Origin of the sequence: Vibrio sp. BS-M-Sm-2, from assembly GCF_041504345.1 — a bacterium.
In the GTDB taxonomy this organism is placed as follows: domain Bacteria; phylum Pseudomonadota; class Gammaproteobacteria; order Enterobacterales; family Vibrionaceae; genus Vibrio; species Vibrio satsumensis.
In genome coordinates, this window is the sequence record NZ_CP167895.1 from 1284232 (window position 1) to 1299134 (window position 14903).

Below are 14903 nucleotides of genomic sequence, written 5' to 3' on the forward strand. Positions count from 1 at the left end.
CTTAAACAAACCACTTAACGTAGAGTCAAACGCCGAACTCAATCCTGTTCGGCGTTTTTTATTCATGGTCTTACTATGTTTTACGCCCGCTATGTCCGAACGGTGAAAAAGTAGAAGGTAGTGAGCGTGTAGAGGAATAACAGATAGAAAAAAGCCCAAATAGATCACTTTATTTGGGCTTTTTCAGAATTATTTGAAATGCTAATCGCTAATTTAAGCTTTCGCTGCTTTCATCGCTTCCGTTTTTTTCCTTTTGCATTTTTGCAAGAAAGTAGATGTTTACACAAGCGATGAAACCGTTGGTCGCGACAACTGGCCATGCGTCAATCATAACGCCGTATGCTGTAAAGAGTGTACAGCCAATAAAGTTAAGGACACGCAGACGAACGATATCTTTCATTGTTAATGAAATTGCGACCATAATAGACGCAGCGTAACCTAAAATTTCAACCATATTGAATTCCATTGTTTGACCCTCTTAAATTTGCCGATACTTTGTCGGTACCAATTCTTCTCTTCATGAGATGATTGAGGAAGCTCCGTGCCTCGAATGGTCTGGTTTTGTTTAACGGGGTAAACTATACCAACTCTGTTTTTGTGATAAAACCCCCAAAATGGACAGAAGTGAAGGTTAGCGATTACGCAAACGTTTAATGACCTTTCTATTAACATAATTACTATTTATGTTGGAGGTTGAATTGATAGTTATTCTTATATGGGTAAGGGAGTCACGAATGATAAAACGATCCATTTGTGCAACAAAAAGCATAAAAAAAGTAGCACTGTTGGCTTTGATGGCTATTGGGCTGACCGCATGTACTACGCAAGAAATACCACCCACGCATAATTATGGTGTGGTCACTAGCGGTGATTTTGATTTCATGAAACACGGCGTGCTGACGTATTCATGGCATCCTGAGTCAGAACAGGTTTACCTTTCTCAAAAATACGATGAAACCGTGGTTACTGATCTGGTGCGTGACGCGATTCAAGAACAGCTCTCTAGTAAGGGTTATCAGTTAAAACAGGATGGTGTCGGCGATGTTGTTGTAGGCTTTGGATTAGCGGAAGAATCGGAACTGAACGATGAGTCTATCTTCGATGCGATTAAGCTATCTACTGGTGTGCCATTTTACGATGGTGAAGGTAAAGTAGCGGAGAAAGGGTCTTTGTACATTGCCTTTTTCGTTCCTGAATCTGAAGTCGTATTGTGGCAAGCTCTAGCTCAGTCTGGTATCCAGCCTGACTTAGAGCCAAGCGAAAGCAAACAGCGCATTACTGGCTTTATAGATATGCTATTTAGACGTATGCCCGAACGCTAGAATTAAGCGATGTACACATTCATTGAATCAATATTTCCTGTTGAAAAAATGGTCAGATCGCAGATTCTGCTTTTTTATTTGTAACGAACGGTACAAATACGTAAAGCAACGTAAAGTTCGCGCTTCTTTTGCTAGCATTTGTCTATACTGCACAAAACGTTAACTTAGGTTTGATTCAATGAAACTGTTCTCCAAATACTCTCTCCCTCTATTAAGTATATTCATTGTAAGTAACGCAGCGATGGTCAGTAATGCAGCTATCGCAGCACCTTCTATTGTACCAAGCCCGCCTAGCCTAGGCGCAAAAGGTTATGTGTTAATTGATTTTAATTCTGGTGATGTGCTGGTAGAAAAAAACGCACACACTAAGTTAAACCCAGCGAGTCTGACCAAGTTGATGACCAGCTATGTGGCTGGACAAGAGATGAAGCGAGGCAACATCTCTGCTGACGATCAAGTACGAATCAGCGAAAATGCGTGGGCGAAGAACTTCCCTGACTCTTCAAAAATGTTTATCGAAGTAAACACTGATGTAGCCATGATGGACCTTTATCGAGGTTTGATTATTCAATCAGGTAACGATGCAAGCGTTGCGATTGCAGAACACGTTGCAGGTTCACAAGATGCATTCGTCGATCTTATGAACTCTTGGGCTACATCTCTGAAGCTAGAAAATACCCATTTTGCCAATGCACATGGTTTAGACGCTGATGATCTCTATTCGACTCCTTATGATATTGCGCTACTCGGTCGTGCCATTATTCGTGATTTACCGGATGTGTATGGTTTATACAGCGAGCGTTCTTTCAGTTATAACGGCATTACACAACACAACCGTAATGGCTTGTTGCGTGATAGAAGCTTAACGGTTGATGGTATGAAAACGGGCTACACATCTGGCGCAGGCTACAGTTTAGCGAGTTCAGCGACACAAGGTGAGATGAGACTTATCGCGGTTGTGATGGGCGCATCAAGTGTTAAGAGCCGTGAGTCAGACAGCAAGCAGTTGTTGAGCTATGGTTTCCGTTTCTTCGATACATTAAACCCGCACCAAGGCGGCGATCAAGTGGCTGAAGAGAAGGTGTGGTTTGGTGATCAAGACACATTGAAGTTAGGTGTTGCAGAAGACACGTTTATTACGCTGCCTAAGTCAGACAGTAAAAAGCTGACTGCATCTATCGAGCTTAACTCTGAACTGAAAGCCCCAATTGCAGAAGGTCAAACGTTAGGGGTGGTTCATTACACCGTTGATGGTGAAGATGTGCAAACCCAGCCGTTAATTGCGCTGGAAGCGGTTGAACAGGGCGGTTTGTTCAAACGTTTAATGGACTATGTTAAGTTGTTCTTCGCGAGCCTATTCTAAATAGAGCTTGTGGCGATAAGTCGCAATGAAAAGTAGAAATATATGGGCGTTGTGAGTGAATCACAGCGCCCATTGTTATTTTTACATCAATGAAAACACCGCTTCGTACCATCTTTATTAGCCGTAGCGGGCGGTTTCGATTACTATACGCAAAATTTAGCAGTGTAGTCACTTATGACGATAGAGATAAAGAACGTAACCGAGCCCGAAGTAACATGTGCCAATTGTCAGGCATGCTGTTGTCGTTTAGAGGTTATGATCATCACAGATACCGGCGTTCCTGAAGAGCATATTGCGTATGACGAGTGGGGTGGCGAAACCATGTTGAGATTAGACGACGGTTGGTGTTCTGCGGTAGATAGAGAAACACTGATGTGTACTATTTACGAAAACCGACCTTGGATCTGCCGTGAGTTCGAAATGGGCTCTTACGAGTGTGTGGAACAACGCACTGATGTTATGGGTTAGGCCTCTGCAACATTGAAGTTAGTAACGAAAGTACGCTACCGGCCTGTGATAAGCACATAAAAAAATTAAACTTCAGGGTTCTATATCTCAAGCAGATTTAGAACCCTGACGCGTTTAATGAGATAAAAAATCTAACGAAACAAGAACTTAAGCGAAGTGAGAGCTTTAGCGAGAAAAAGTTTTAATGGAACAAAAATTTTAGCGCGGTAATAGTTTCATCGCTGTAATAGTTTTAGCACGATAAGAACAGCTTAAAACTCAGAAGGCACTTCGAACTCCATCCATTCACCTGTTGTCGGGTGAATCAACTTTAGGTAGCCAGCGTGCAGGTGTAAGCGCTCGCGTTTGTATCCGTATAAGTCGTCACCACGAATTGGTACGCCAAGTCCTTGTGGGTGAGCGCAGTGTATGCGTAGCTGGTGGGTACGGCCTGTTTTTGGATACAAGTGCACCTTGGTTTTTCCGTTATTGGTGCTGACTGCTTGCCAGTGCGTTTCTGCGTTGCGCCCATGTTCATGACAAACGAGCTGTCTTGGTCTGTCGGTGATGTCGCCACGCAAAGGCAGGCTGATATCGCCAGATTCACCCGTTATTTTACCGTCTAACAAAGCTGTGTATCGTTTCTCGACGGTTCTATCAATGAATTGCTTCTGAATGTGCTTGTTTGACTCCGCCGTCAGCGCCAAGATCAATAAGCCTGACGTCGACATGTCCAATCTATGGATAATCAAAGGGCCAGTCGCATCCGGGTAACGCGCTTTTATGCGAGTATAAACAGAATCTTCGATAAACTTGCCGGGAACTGAGAGAAACTCCTCAGGCTTATTTACTACTACGATCTCGTCGTCTTCATAAACAATATCAAAAGACTTACCTACAGCAGGGTTCACGATAAGCGGGTTATCTTCTAGCTCTATGCCACTTAGCTGGTGTTCGAGGATCTCAAAGCTTTTACTCTGGCAAACAGGGTAGAGGTTTGCGTGTTGTCGAATGATATCTGTAGTTGGTAATCCCCACCAAAATTCAGACAATGCTAACGGCTTAAGCCCATGCTCAAAGGCGAAGTTAAGCAACTTAGGTAGGCAGCAGTCACCAGAGCCTTCAAGCGCATCTTTGCCATCGAGTAACTCGAGTAAATTCTTAGGTTGCTTGGCTTGATTGATAAAGCGATAGTGAGAGAGACGTTGAGTTTCCAACTGTTCTGAAACTGCCTGGTGATCTTGCTTACGGTTTTTCAGTTCGTTTTCAATCAAATCAACGTGTGATTGACGTTCTGCGATCTTCTGTTTCCATTCAATACGAAGCGCTTTTAGGTCACGTTTCTCTTGGCTACTTTGATTGCCCAGTTGTTTGAGCAAATTCGCCGCTGACTCTAGATTCCCTAATGCTTTTTCTTGATTGGCTTGTTCTCTGAGTTCGTTACGTTGGGCTTTGTTCGCGGTCATTGCTAACTGAAAGGCTTTGATAGATTGTGCTGATTCGATTTTTAACCCTTCAAGTTCAGCCAATAATGCGTCTAGGTTGTGCGATTGTTGTAGCTTCTTAATGTCGTCCGCGAGTTGTAACTGGCGAGCGAGGTTGGCACTGTTTTGAGATTGAAACTGTTTTGAATCGAAGGCTGGTGGAACAAAGTGAATGTTGTTTAACTGAGAGACCAAAGCCGGATCTAACAGCAAGCCTGAAAACGCAGAAAGGTAACCTAACTCTTGTGTGGTTGGATTCTGAACAAGAAGCACAGCGTAGAGATTACCTAGCGAGTTTTCATTCACACCACAGTCGATAAGTGATTGCTGAAGCTGCAGCATAGCTAATTCACACGTAGGGTGCGGGGTATAGTAATACGGAAACGTAAAGCGAGTCGGTAGCGCTAAATCTACATTCGTGTTTGCTAGGTGCAGAGGTGTGTATTGAGCGAGGTTTGCTGGCATTAAGATCAAACTCTATGGCTGTTCAGTTAGAGTTCGGTATTGTTGTCGAAATGAAGACAAATGAGAAGCCAAAGCAGAAGATAAATCGGCTTTGGCTTCATTTAGATTGTTATGTTCATGCTATGGAAGCATTGAATGGAACAAATCTTGATTAGTTAGAGTTCACTAGCTCTACTTGCTCGGCTTTTTGGTAAGCAGGGTGGCTCGTTAAAAGCTCACCGTATTTAGCAATGTTAGGGTAAAGCGCAGTTGCACCAAAGTTACCAACGATCTCTACGATGAACGACATCATAAAATCTGCACCCGTTAGTGTGTCTGCAACCAAGTAGGTTTTACCTTCAAGTGCATTATTCACGTAAGTTAAGATCTTTTGGTTTTCATCGTCTGCATAACCGCCTAGGAAGTTAGTTTCACAGCCGTCTTTCATCACAAAGATCTTAAGCAACATTGGCAAAATACCTGAACTCTCAGCGAAGTGAAGCCACTGCGAATATTCCACGTAGTCTGCGGTGCCGCGTATAGGTGCGAACTTACCCTGACCGTATTTGTCGATTAGGTACTCCGTGATCGCACCAGATTCAGTGATCACGACGCTATCGTCTTCAATGACAGGAGATTTACCCAATGGGTGAATGGATTTAAGTTCTGGTGGCGCAAGAAAAGTGACACTGTCTCGTTGGTATGGTTTGATTTGGTAATCCACCCCAAGCTCTTCCAATAGCCAGATGATACGCTTTGAGCGTGACTTATTCAGGTGATGTAAAGTAATCATGATTCTACCTAGTTAACGGGTTCAGTTTATTGAATTTATTTAGCTTCGTTTGTTTTGATAACAAGCTTACCGAAGTTCTGACCTTCCAATAGGCCCATGAATGCTTGTGGCGCATTCTCTAGACCTTCAACCAGGTGCTCACGATAGTGCATCTTGCCTTGAGATAGCCATTCTGTCATTTGAACAGCAAACTCGTTGTAACGGTGTGCGTAGTCATCAAAGATGATGAAGCCTTGCATCTTAATTCGTTTAACCAGCAGCATGCCCATCAGGCTAGACATACGATCTGGGCCTTCAGGCAGTGAAGTCGCATTGTATTGAGAGATAAGACCACACACAGGAATACGAGCACCTGTGTTAAGCAGAGGCATTACTGCATCGAATACCTTGCCACCAACGTTTTCAAAGTAAACGTCGATGCCGTTGTCACACGCTTTAGCCAATTGCTCCGCGAAGTCGTCAGCTTTGTGGTCGATACATTCATCAAAGCCAAGTACATCTTTCGCGTACAGACACTTCTCTTGACCGCCTGCAACGCCGATAACACGACAGCCTTTTAGTTTGCCGATTTGTCCAACGGTTGCGCCTACAGCACCTGTTGCTGCCGCAACGACTAGCGTGTCGCCTTCTTTAGGTTGGCCGATATCAAGCAAGCCCATGTAAGCAGTAAAACCAGGCATACCCATGATGCCAAGCGCGTAAGAAGGGTGCGTTGGTTCTTTGCCTAGTTTGATTAGGCCTTCACCGTTAGACACACCAAGATCTTGCCAACCTGTGTAAGCCAGAACCCATTCGCCAATTTCGTAATCAGCGTGGTTTGATTCTTCAACCTGACATACGGTTGCGCCAACCATTACTTCATCAACCGCAACGGGATCTGCGTAGGATTTAGCATCGCTCATACGACCACGCATGTATGGGTCTAGAGAAAGGTAAACTGAGCGAAGTAACATCTCGCCGTCTTTGATACTTGGCGCAGCTACTGTCTCTAAACGGAAGTTGTCTTGAGTCGGTGCGCCAACTGGGCGAGAAGCCAATACGATGCGGCGATTGTCTTGTTGAGTCATTGGATATCCTTAATTTATGTTTTATATATTTAGAATTAGACCAGTCGTCTAGTCTTGTTGTCTAAAAATCCCGCCGTCATCAAATTGATAAGAGGGCGGGTGATTTGTTTTAAGTTAAAGCCAATCAAACGCGCTGCGCGTTATTGGCTTTCACCTTTTAAAATTCGTTCAGTAAGGCTTAAAGCCGTCTGTAAGCTATGGGAGCTCTGGCTCAGTTTGCTTAATAAGCTTGCACCTAACCACATAGAGTATAGGTTCTGAGCTGCTTCTTGGCTGTCTTCAACCTTTATAGAGCCATCTGCAATACCGCCGACAATGCACTGTTCGATGGTATTCGTCACTTTCTCAGCACCTTTTAACAGCGCTTGGCGCATAGGATCAGAGAGATCAGAAACTTCCGCGCTGAGTTTAACGACTAAGCATTTATGAGCATTACAGGTACCGTTTTCGGTCTTCGCCCATAGCGAGAAATAGCTCAAGATTCGCTGATAATGATTACCTTCACCGTGTACTAAAATAGCTTCAATCTTAGTGATGTAGTTTTCAAAATAGTGCTGAATCAATGCCTCACCAAATTGCTCTTTAGATTTAAAGTAGTGGTAAAACGATCCTTTCGGCACGTCCGCTTCTTTAAGCAATTGCGATAGGCCAACGCCGTTAAAGCCGTTGTTTACTATTAGTTGATAGCCAACATCTAAAACATGTAGGCGTGTGTCATTCGTTTTTTCGTTCATGGGCGGTACTATAAGTTAAATTAGACCAGTCGTCTAGTTGGCGGTTTTCTAAGTTATATGCGGTCTTTGCGAAAGTGGTCAAAGTGCTTTTAAATGTTCAGATATAAAAAAGCCCCAACATAGCGCGTATGTTGGGGCTTAATCAGTCACTTCGATTATTTGATAGAGATGAGTTCTACATCAAAAATCAGAGTCGATGATGGTGGGATAGGGCCTGAACCGCCTTTACCGTAAGCTAGAGTGCTTGGAATGAATAGACGAACTTTTTGGCCTTCAACCATGTAAGTCAAACCTTCTTGCCAGCCTTTGATTACTTGCTTAAGGGCAAATGAGATTGGCTCGCCACGCTCAACAGAGCTGTCGAAAACAGTGCCATCGATCAGCGTACCATGGTAGTGAACCGTTACTTTGCTGTTCTTAGTTGGGTGTTCTGTGCCTGTACCTTCTTCAAGAACAAGGTATTGAAGACCGCTTTCAGTCGTAATCACGCCTTCTTTAGTGCCGTTTTCAATTAGAAATTGCTGGCCTTGTTCGAAGTTTTCTCCGCCAGACTTATGATTCGTCCAAGTACGGTAAATCATGAAACCCGCCAAAAGAAAGACAATGATCGGGATGACAAATTTAGACATAGTAAAACCTATTTATATTGAGTGCTGAATTTCGTAGTTAATGCAGAATGTGTTAATCCGCTGGCAAAGCAGCGATTATGGTTGAGTCAAAAGGTAGTTGATCGTTTTTGCGATACCAGCAACGTCTTGGTGACCTGCTGTTAGTACTTGGTATTTACCGTTGATGATAAAGGTTGGTACTGAGTTGATCTGACCTTTTACTGAGATCTCTTCTGCTTTTTTAACGTAGTCGAAAAGAGCGACTTGTTGTTCTTTGTTCAGCTGGTATGGGCTAATCAAACCACGAGAAGTAAACGCTGTCTCTAGTGCTTGTTGACGCTGCTCTGGTGTTGCATCTGCACCCATTTGAACGGCACCAAATAGGTCGTCCATAAACGCGTGGTCAGGCGTCGCATCAAGCTGCATCACTGCTGTGTAGTAGATCATTGCGCTGATTTGAGCGCTTTCGTTGAACGTCACGTGCATCTTGCCAATAGTTTGGTCTGTTAGAGATTCAATCTCTGGAATAGCACTTTCCATTTGACGGCAGTGACCACAGTTAAGAGAGAAGATTTCAGTGATCGGAGACAAGTTAAATTCTGTTAGAGCAGTTGGAAGCGCTTCGTATTGAACGCCTTTTTGTGGCTCGTCTGTTTCACTACAACCCGCGATAATAAGTACGGCAGCGAGTGCTGTGATGAATTTAGTAAATGGTTTAAACATAATGTTTGCTCTAGCGTTGAGAAGTCGTGAGATTCTAACTATTTAGTACGAATTGGAAAACAATTATAAGGTAAATAAATGCAAACAGTTGGAACTAGCGGGTGAAGGAAGGCTAGTTGACGGTTAACTGTGATCAACAGCACTTTTTTTGTCTGGTTTCTTTTGGTATAAAGTTTTCGTCTAAAGTTTTTCCCTCGGTGCCGATATAGACATTAGTGAATGGTTTATATGCATGAGTGGTTGGTGAAGTAATGAGATATTTAGCGATAATGTTAAGCATAGCTTTGGTAGGGTGTGAAACGACATTACCAACGGGCATGTTGGGCGATGATATGCTAGAAACTGCACCGCAAACCGATTACGACTTGATGCATCCTGAATGGGGTGTGGTTCAAACGACTCATGTAGCAAGCAATCGTGGATACTCGATTCAGAGCAGCACCCATCAACAAAGCACCATCACTACCAACTACGGACGTGGCGTATCGACTAACGATCCACTGGAAGTCTTTCTAAGACAAAACCGCATCGATTTTGAAGTATTGCCGGGTAACCATGTGATGGTAAAGCTTGAGCAGCACGTGAACTTTAAAACAGGTTCTGCTTTCCCTGAACCAGCTTATAACCAATGGCTAGATACGTTGGGTAGCTACCTTGCTCAGCGCCAAGATATTGATGTGGTGATTGAAGGTCACACCGATAATACGGGCACAGATCGAATCAACGATCCGCTATCAGAGCAGCGTGCAAAAGAAGTGAAGGCTCGATTAGAGAGTAACTACGTGTCAAGCCGCTCCATTTATACACGAGGCTTTGGCGAGTATGTACCAGCTTGTACGAACGCCTCTGCGCAAGGCAAGGCGTGTAACCGCCGTGTGGAATTGATGCTGATTGTCGCGAAGTAGTCATTTGAGCTTTCACTCCTAATTTGAAAACGACTAGCGCTAAATAACAGACATAAAAAATCCCTCACATTCGAGGGATTTTTTGTATCTGGCTTTTGTAGTTTTATTGCTTATGCAAACTGCTTTTCTAAGTAAGTCACGATATCTGAAGATTCGTACATCCACTCAGTTTTGCCGTCTTTTTCGATACGTAGACAAGGCACTTTCACACGACCGCCGCCAGCTTCAAGTTCTGCACGGTGTTGCTCGTTGTTTTTTGCATCACGAAGTTCAAATTGAACCGATTGACGTTTCATCGCGCGGCGCACTTTCACACAAAATGGGCACGCTTCGAATTGGTATAACGTGTGCGTTTTTGCTTGCTCATTCACTTTGTTTTGCTCTTCTTGAGAACGCTTCACACCACGTGGGCTGAAAACAAAGTTCAATAACAAGATGACACGACCTAAGAACCAACGGATAAACTTCATAACTCTCTCTACATATTTAAAATTAGCGTTACAATTTGCAGCATTATATACACAAGTTTTGTCAGATGCTCGCAACAAACCGCTAATATCTATTTTGTCCGTTCGATCGTGTGAGACTTAGCCACATTTAGCCCTAAACGCTTAGACAGTCGAGTCAGGTTTGCTCGGTCTGTTTTCAGAACACGGCCTGCTTGTGCCCAGTTAAAATTGGCATCTTCCAATACCTCAGTAATGATACTGCGTTGAAAATCATCCGTTGCACCACGTAACCCTGCAGAGAGGTCGATCGTTGGTGTTGATAATGGCGTGTTCTTCACCTGTGTAGTCGCAATCGGCTGATCTTGGTCGAGTGGACCACAATCTTCTTTAGTGATTGTCACGAGGTTTTTATTGGTGCTACGCGCCAATGCTTTCAATGCTGAACGACTGATCACGTGCTCAAGTTCACGAACGTTACCTGGCCAACCATAACGGTTTAGGAAAGAAAGAACGTCAGAGCGGAACTTAACTTGGTTGATACCAAGCTTACGACGCGCTTGTTCTAAGAAGAAACCAGCTAATAGGCTGATGTCGTCACCACGATCTTTCAGTGCAGGCACCGCGATAGGGTACACACTCAGTCGATGGTATAAATCGGCTCTGAATCGACCGTCTTCAACTTCTTGCTTTAAGTCTCGGTTGGTTGCAGCCAGAACACGAACATCAATGGTTTGAATATTGTCTTGGCCAACAGGTTGGATTTCGTTGTTTTGCAGCGCACGCAGTAACTTACTTTGCGCAGCTAAGGGTAATTCACCAATTTCATCTAAGAACAGTGTGCCACCATCGGCTAGAGCAAACTTACCTAAGCGGTTTTTGTCTGCGCCAGTAAACGCACCACGAACGTGACCAAACAATTCACTTTCTACTAAGTTTTCAGGAATTGCAGCACAGTTTACGTAGACGAGTGGGTTACGTTTACGCTGCGATTGGTGGTGCAGGGTACGAGCAACGAGCTCTTTACCAACACCAGTATCCCCATGAATCAAGATATTAAATTCAGACGGTGCGACAACCGCGATGTCGTTCTTGAGCGCGACCATGGTATCACTGTTACCAATCAACTCGCCGCCGTCACGCTCCCACGCTTCAACGTTTAACTCTTCTAATAGCTGCTTAGACTGTTTGGCTTGATGTTCAAGCTGAGAAAAGGTCAATGCCATCTGCATGCTTGAAGCCGCAATCGCTGCTAGTACTTCAAGGTTACGTGCTGGAATATTAGCGAAGACATCAGGTTTTAGGCTGTCTAGGGTTAGCACTCCTAATAATTTGTCACCAAACAGCAGAGGTAAACCCATGCAGGCGTGCATTGGCAGATCGCCATCATGATCGATCAGCAGACCATCAAAAGGATCAGGGAGTGAACTATCAGAATCGAAACGAACAGGAGAGCGAGATGCACATATCTCCGCAAAACGTGGGTGCTCTGAAATGATGAAACGACGACCGAACGTGTCTCGACTGAGCCCTTGCATTGCGATAGGTACTAGTGTGTCACCTTGAAGGCTTAAAAGCGCGACACAATCACACGTAATGGTTTTACGGATGGCATCGATAAGGCGATTAAAACGATCTTGATCGTTCACACCACTTGCAAGGCCAATGGTCATTTCCATGAGGGTAGATGCGGAGATATCTTGCATAAAAAACTCTAACTCTGTGTGTTTATATACATAATAGAGTCTTATTGACCTAAAAAAAGGTCTTTTTGACATTTTTATAAGATGGGCTTTGAGATTAAAACCAGTAATGACGGGGATTGATAAACTTGGCATCGATTGTGCAAAAGAGTCATCGAAGCCCGATTATAACTCTGATTAAAAAGAGTATTCTTGATCTCAATCAATCAGGTGGCATTAATCAGGTTTTACGATTTTTTGAAACGAAAACGAGTCAAAATAACTCAGTTTCTAAAAATAACTAAGGCTTCAGAAAATCGATAAGTCATTCTTAATTTTTCAAGTAGTCAAAATGACATATAGGTCATAAGACTCAGTGTTCGGAGTAAATTCATGCTTAACAACGCACATATCGAAATCATCAAATCTACTATCCCGCTACTTGAGAGCGCAGGCCCGGCTTTAACTCAGCACTTTTATCAACGTATGTTCACGCATAACCCTGAGTTGAAAGATATCTTCAATATGACTCACCAAAGAACAGGTCGCCAAGGCGTTGCACTGTTTGAAGCTATCGCGGCTTATGCAAAGAACATTGAAAACCTAGCAGCGTTAACAACAGCCGTTGAACGTATTGCTCAGAAACACACAAGCTTTAACATTCAACCAGAGCACTACCAAATTGTTGGTTTGCACCTGATTGAAACACTGCGTGAATTGGCAACAGAAGCGTTCACTCCAGAAGTGGAAGAGGCGTGGACAGCGGCTTACCTTTTCTTAGCTCAAGTATTCATCGACCGTGAAGCAGAGCTTTACCTACAGCGTAAGCAAGCGGTAGGTGGCTGGGAAGCAGCACGTACGTTCGTGATTGCAGATAAGATTGAAGAATCAGCTCTAGTAACTAGCTTTATTCTTCAGCCAAAAGATGGCGGTGACGTTCTGGATTACACACCAGGTCAATACATCGGTATCGAAGTGAAACCGGAAGGCTCTCAATACAGCGAGATTCGTCAATACTCACTGTCTGATAAGCCAAACGGCAAGCAATACCGCATCTCTGTTAAACGTGAAGGACAAGGTCAAGAGACACAAGGAGTTGTATCTAACCACCTACACGATACGGTTGCTGTTGGTGATGAGGTTAGTCTGTACGCACCAGCGGGTGACTTCATGTATCAAGAACGCAGCAAGCCGGTAACGCTTATCTCTGCAGGTGTGGGAGTTACACCAATGCAGTCTATGCTTGAGTTCCTAAACACGGAAGATAAAAACGAACCAGTACTTTACCTTCACGCTTGTGAAAACGTAGGTCAACACTCGTTCACAACCCGTGTTAAAGACATTGTTACCGACAAAGGTTGGGAAGCGAAAACGTGGTACATGAACAAAGATGAGTCTGCATGTGAAAATACGCATCAAGGTCAAATGGATCTAGCGTCTATCTCTGATACTAAAGGTTTTGAAGAGAGCGACTTCTACATCTGTGGCCCTGTTGGCTTCATGAAAAACATCGTGGAGCAACTAGACGCACTTAAAGTTGATCGTTCACGCGTACACTACGAAGTATTTGGCCCTCACGCTAACTTCTAATAGGAATCGTCAGTTCTATTAACACTCGCCTGAACTATTAAAAACCTTGCCTATTCAAAAGGCCTCACAGTGTGAGGCCTTTTTTTGTTTGGTGTAGCGCTGAATAGATATGTCTCTAGCAAAGAGGGCGCTCTTGATTAAGAGCGCTTCGTCTTTTTCGACATATAGTGAGTATCAAAAAACTCAGGCCAGTACATTTTCACGTAACCGCCTGCAACCCAAATCACTAGGATGGTTGCGATAGTTAGCTCAAAGAATCCGAACTTGTGCAGCCAATACCATTGTGGGTATTCCTCGCCGAAAAACGTGGTTAATCGATGCATGGCAATAGCGCTGATCACGGATGGGAAGGTGACGGCAGCAATTGAAGGTTGGAACTTCAGACGCATTAGGCGGATATAACACAAGTAGATCAGCAGTGTCATGGTGATAGCAATGCCAGCCAATGCGCCTGTCAGAATCGGGTCTGGGTTGTCGAAGTTAACCAAGTAAGCGGCTAAAGATAAGTTAACCGGAGCCGCCATGATAGCGAGTGTTGGTCTTGCTCTGCGAGGAAGATTACCTTCGAACACCAAGCGGTACAACACTACTGGCAGCATAAGGAAATAGATACCAATACAAGTGGCCGCAAGTGTTTCTGAAAAGACGGTGTGCCCGAACTGTGTACCTGCTAAAGAACTACTGATCAAACCCACCGGATATAGAAACCAACTCGGTACAATGTTCGACATTTTGAAGTTGATGATCTGAAAGCTAAAGAACAATACCATCATGGTAAAGTGCAGCAATAGCGCACAGAACCAAACTGGGTAGGCGATGACTGGCGATATCTCGGCTAAATAGTCGCACAGAATCAGAAGTGCCATACTCATTGGTGCCATTAAGCTACCCACTAGTGGGTGGCGTATGTCATTAAGGAAGGTATTAAAGCTCGTTAGATAACGGAGTAAAACAGGCAGCAATAATAGCGCGCCGAATGAAGCGAGGTAGGGGCGAATGATCTCACCAATGCCCGGGATATATAATGCCCAAGCTTGTCCTAACCCAATAACGCCAAGTGCTAAAGACGCCTGAGATGGCGGCACATTTTTTACTTGGGTCAATCTTCTCCAGTTCAACGACTTACTCCGACTTAGTTAATTACAGAATATTGCATTTTTTGCTTTAGTTAGAGTGTGTAGGTCACCCATCAATAGATTTTGAGGGAACTCAACTAATTTTGAGTGGATGATATCAAGTTTAACGTTTGCTTTTTTGATTTTGATACAGAATCGGGAGATTAAGCACGTTGAATG

The 14903-nt window shown here is 43.8% G+C and carries 15 protein-coding genes; 5 read left to right on the forward strand and 10 right to left on the reverse strand.

Features of this window, described 5'->3' with window-relative positions:
* Positions 1-208: 208 nt before the first annotated feature.
* Complete coding sequence (locus AB8613_RS21620; RefSeq protein WP_372385010.1) at positions 209-466, reverse strand: YgjV family protein; 258 nt, start codon at positions 464-466, stop codon at positions 209-211.
* 268 nt (positions 467-734) lie between these two features.
* Here AB8613_RS21620 and AB8613_RS21625 point away from each other — a divergent pair, with 268 nt between their 5' ends.
* From AB8613_RS21625 to AB8613_RS21635, 3 genes are all read left to right on the forward strand, one after another.
* Positions 735-1322: a DUF4136 domain-containing protein gene (locus AB8613_RS21625; RefSeq protein ID WP_146490748.1), complete on the forward strand. Its 588-nt coding sequence runs from the start codon at positions 735-737 to the stop codon at positions 1320-1322.
* A 178-nt stretch (positions 1323-1500) separates the two neighbouring features.
* Positions 1501-2685, forward strand: coding sequence for a D-alanyl-D-alanine carboxypeptidase family protein (locus tag AB8613_RS21630; protein WP_060981202.1), 1185 nt, complete (start codon positions 1501-1503; stop codon positions 2683-2685).
* Positions 2686-2859: 174 nt separating this feature from the next.
* Positions 2860-3153, forward strand: a complete 294-nt coding sequence (locus AB8613_RS21635; protein WP_017076090.1) for a YkgJ family cysteine cluster protein — start codon at positions 2860-2862, stop codon at positions 3151-3153.
* A 251-nt stretch (positions 3154-3404) separates the two neighbouring features.
* On the opposite strand, the gene AB8613_RS21640 is transcribed toward AB8613_RS21635, so the two are convergent.
* From AB8613_RS21640 to AB8613_RS21665, 6 genes are all read right to left on the reverse strand, one after another.
* Positions 3405-5081 (reverse strand): pseudouridine synthase, encoded by a 1677-nt coding sequence (locus AB8613_RS21640; RefSeq protein ID WP_372385011.1) that lies wholly within the window; start codon positions 5079-5081, stop codon positions 3405-3407.
* 151 nt (positions 5082-5232) lie between these two features.
* Positions 5233-5853, reverse strand: coding sequence for a glutathione S-transferase family protein (locus tag AB8613_RS21645; protein WP_372385012.1), 621 nt, complete (start codon positions 5851-5853; stop codon positions 5233-5235).
* 35 nt (positions 5854-5888) lie between these two features.
* Complete coding sequence (locus tag AB8613_RS21650; protein ID WP_372385013.1) at positions 5889-6920, reverse strand: NADP-dependent oxidoreductase; 1032 nt, start codon at positions 6918-6920, stop codon at positions 5889-5891.
* Between the two features lie 140 nt (positions 6921-7060).
* Positions 7061-7654, reverse strand: coding sequence for a TetR/AcrR family transcriptional regulator (locus AB8613_RS21655; protein ID WP_327784890.1), 594 nt, complete (start codon positions 7652-7654; stop codon positions 7061-7063).
* 155 nt (positions 7655-7809) lie between these two features.
* Complete coding sequence (locus AB8613_RS21660; protein WP_371714607.1) at positions 7810-8283, reverse strand: FKBP-type peptidyl-prolyl cis-trans isomerase; 474 nt, start codon at positions 8281-8283, stop codon at positions 7810-7812.
* 75 nt (positions 8284-8358) lie between these two features.
* Positions 8359-8985 carry a thioredoxin domain-containing protein gene (locus AB8613_RS21665; protein WP_372385014.1) on the reverse strand — a complete coding sequence of 209 codons (627 nt, stop codon included), beginning with the start codon at positions 8983-8985 and terminating at the stop codon, positions 8359-8361.
* Positions 8986-9254: 269 nt separating this feature from the next.
* Between AB8613_RS21665 and AB8613_RS21670 the strand changes: the two genes are divergently transcribed.
* On the forward strand, positions 9255-9890 hold the full coding sequence (locus AB8613_RS21670; protein ID WP_372385015.1) for an OmpA family protein: 636 nt from the start codon (positions 9255-9257) through the stop codon (positions 9888-9890).
* 110 nt (positions 9891-10000) lie between these two features.
* On the opposite strand, the gene AB8613_RS21675 is transcribed toward AB8613_RS21670, so the two are convergent.
* Positions 10001-10360 carry a glutaredoxin family protein gene (locus tag AB8613_RS21675; RefSeq protein ID WP_372154459.1) on the reverse strand — a complete coding sequence of 120 codons (360 nt, stop codon included), beginning with the start codon at positions 10358-10360 and terminating at the stop codon, positions 10001-10003.
* Between the two features lie 89 nt (positions 10361-10449).
* Positions 10450-12042 carry a nitric oxide reductase transcriptional regulator NorR gene (gene norR, locus AB8613_RS21680; RefSeq protein WP_146490738.1) on the reverse strand — a complete coding sequence of 531 codons (1593 nt, stop codon included), beginning with the start codon at positions 12040-12042 and terminating at the stop codon, positions 10450-10452.
* 369 nt (positions 12043-12411) lie between these two features.
* Here norR and hmpA point away from each other — a divergent pair, with 369 nt between their 5' ends.
* Positions 12412-13608 (forward strand): NO-inducible flavohemoprotein, encoded by a 1197-nt coding sequence (gene hmpA / locus AB8613_RS21685; protein WP_372385016.1) that lies wholly within the window; start codon positions 12412-12414, stop codon positions 13606-13608.
* 137 nt (positions 13609-13745) lie between these two features.
* On the opposite strand, the gene AB8613_RS21690 is transcribed toward hmpA, so the two are convergent.
* On the reverse strand, positions 13746-14693 hold the full coding sequence (locus tag AB8613_RS21690; RefSeq protein ID WP_146490878.1) for a TDT family transporter: 948 nt from the start codon (positions 14691-14693) through the stop codon (positions 13746-13748).
* Positions 14694-14903 lie beyond the last annotated feature (210 nt).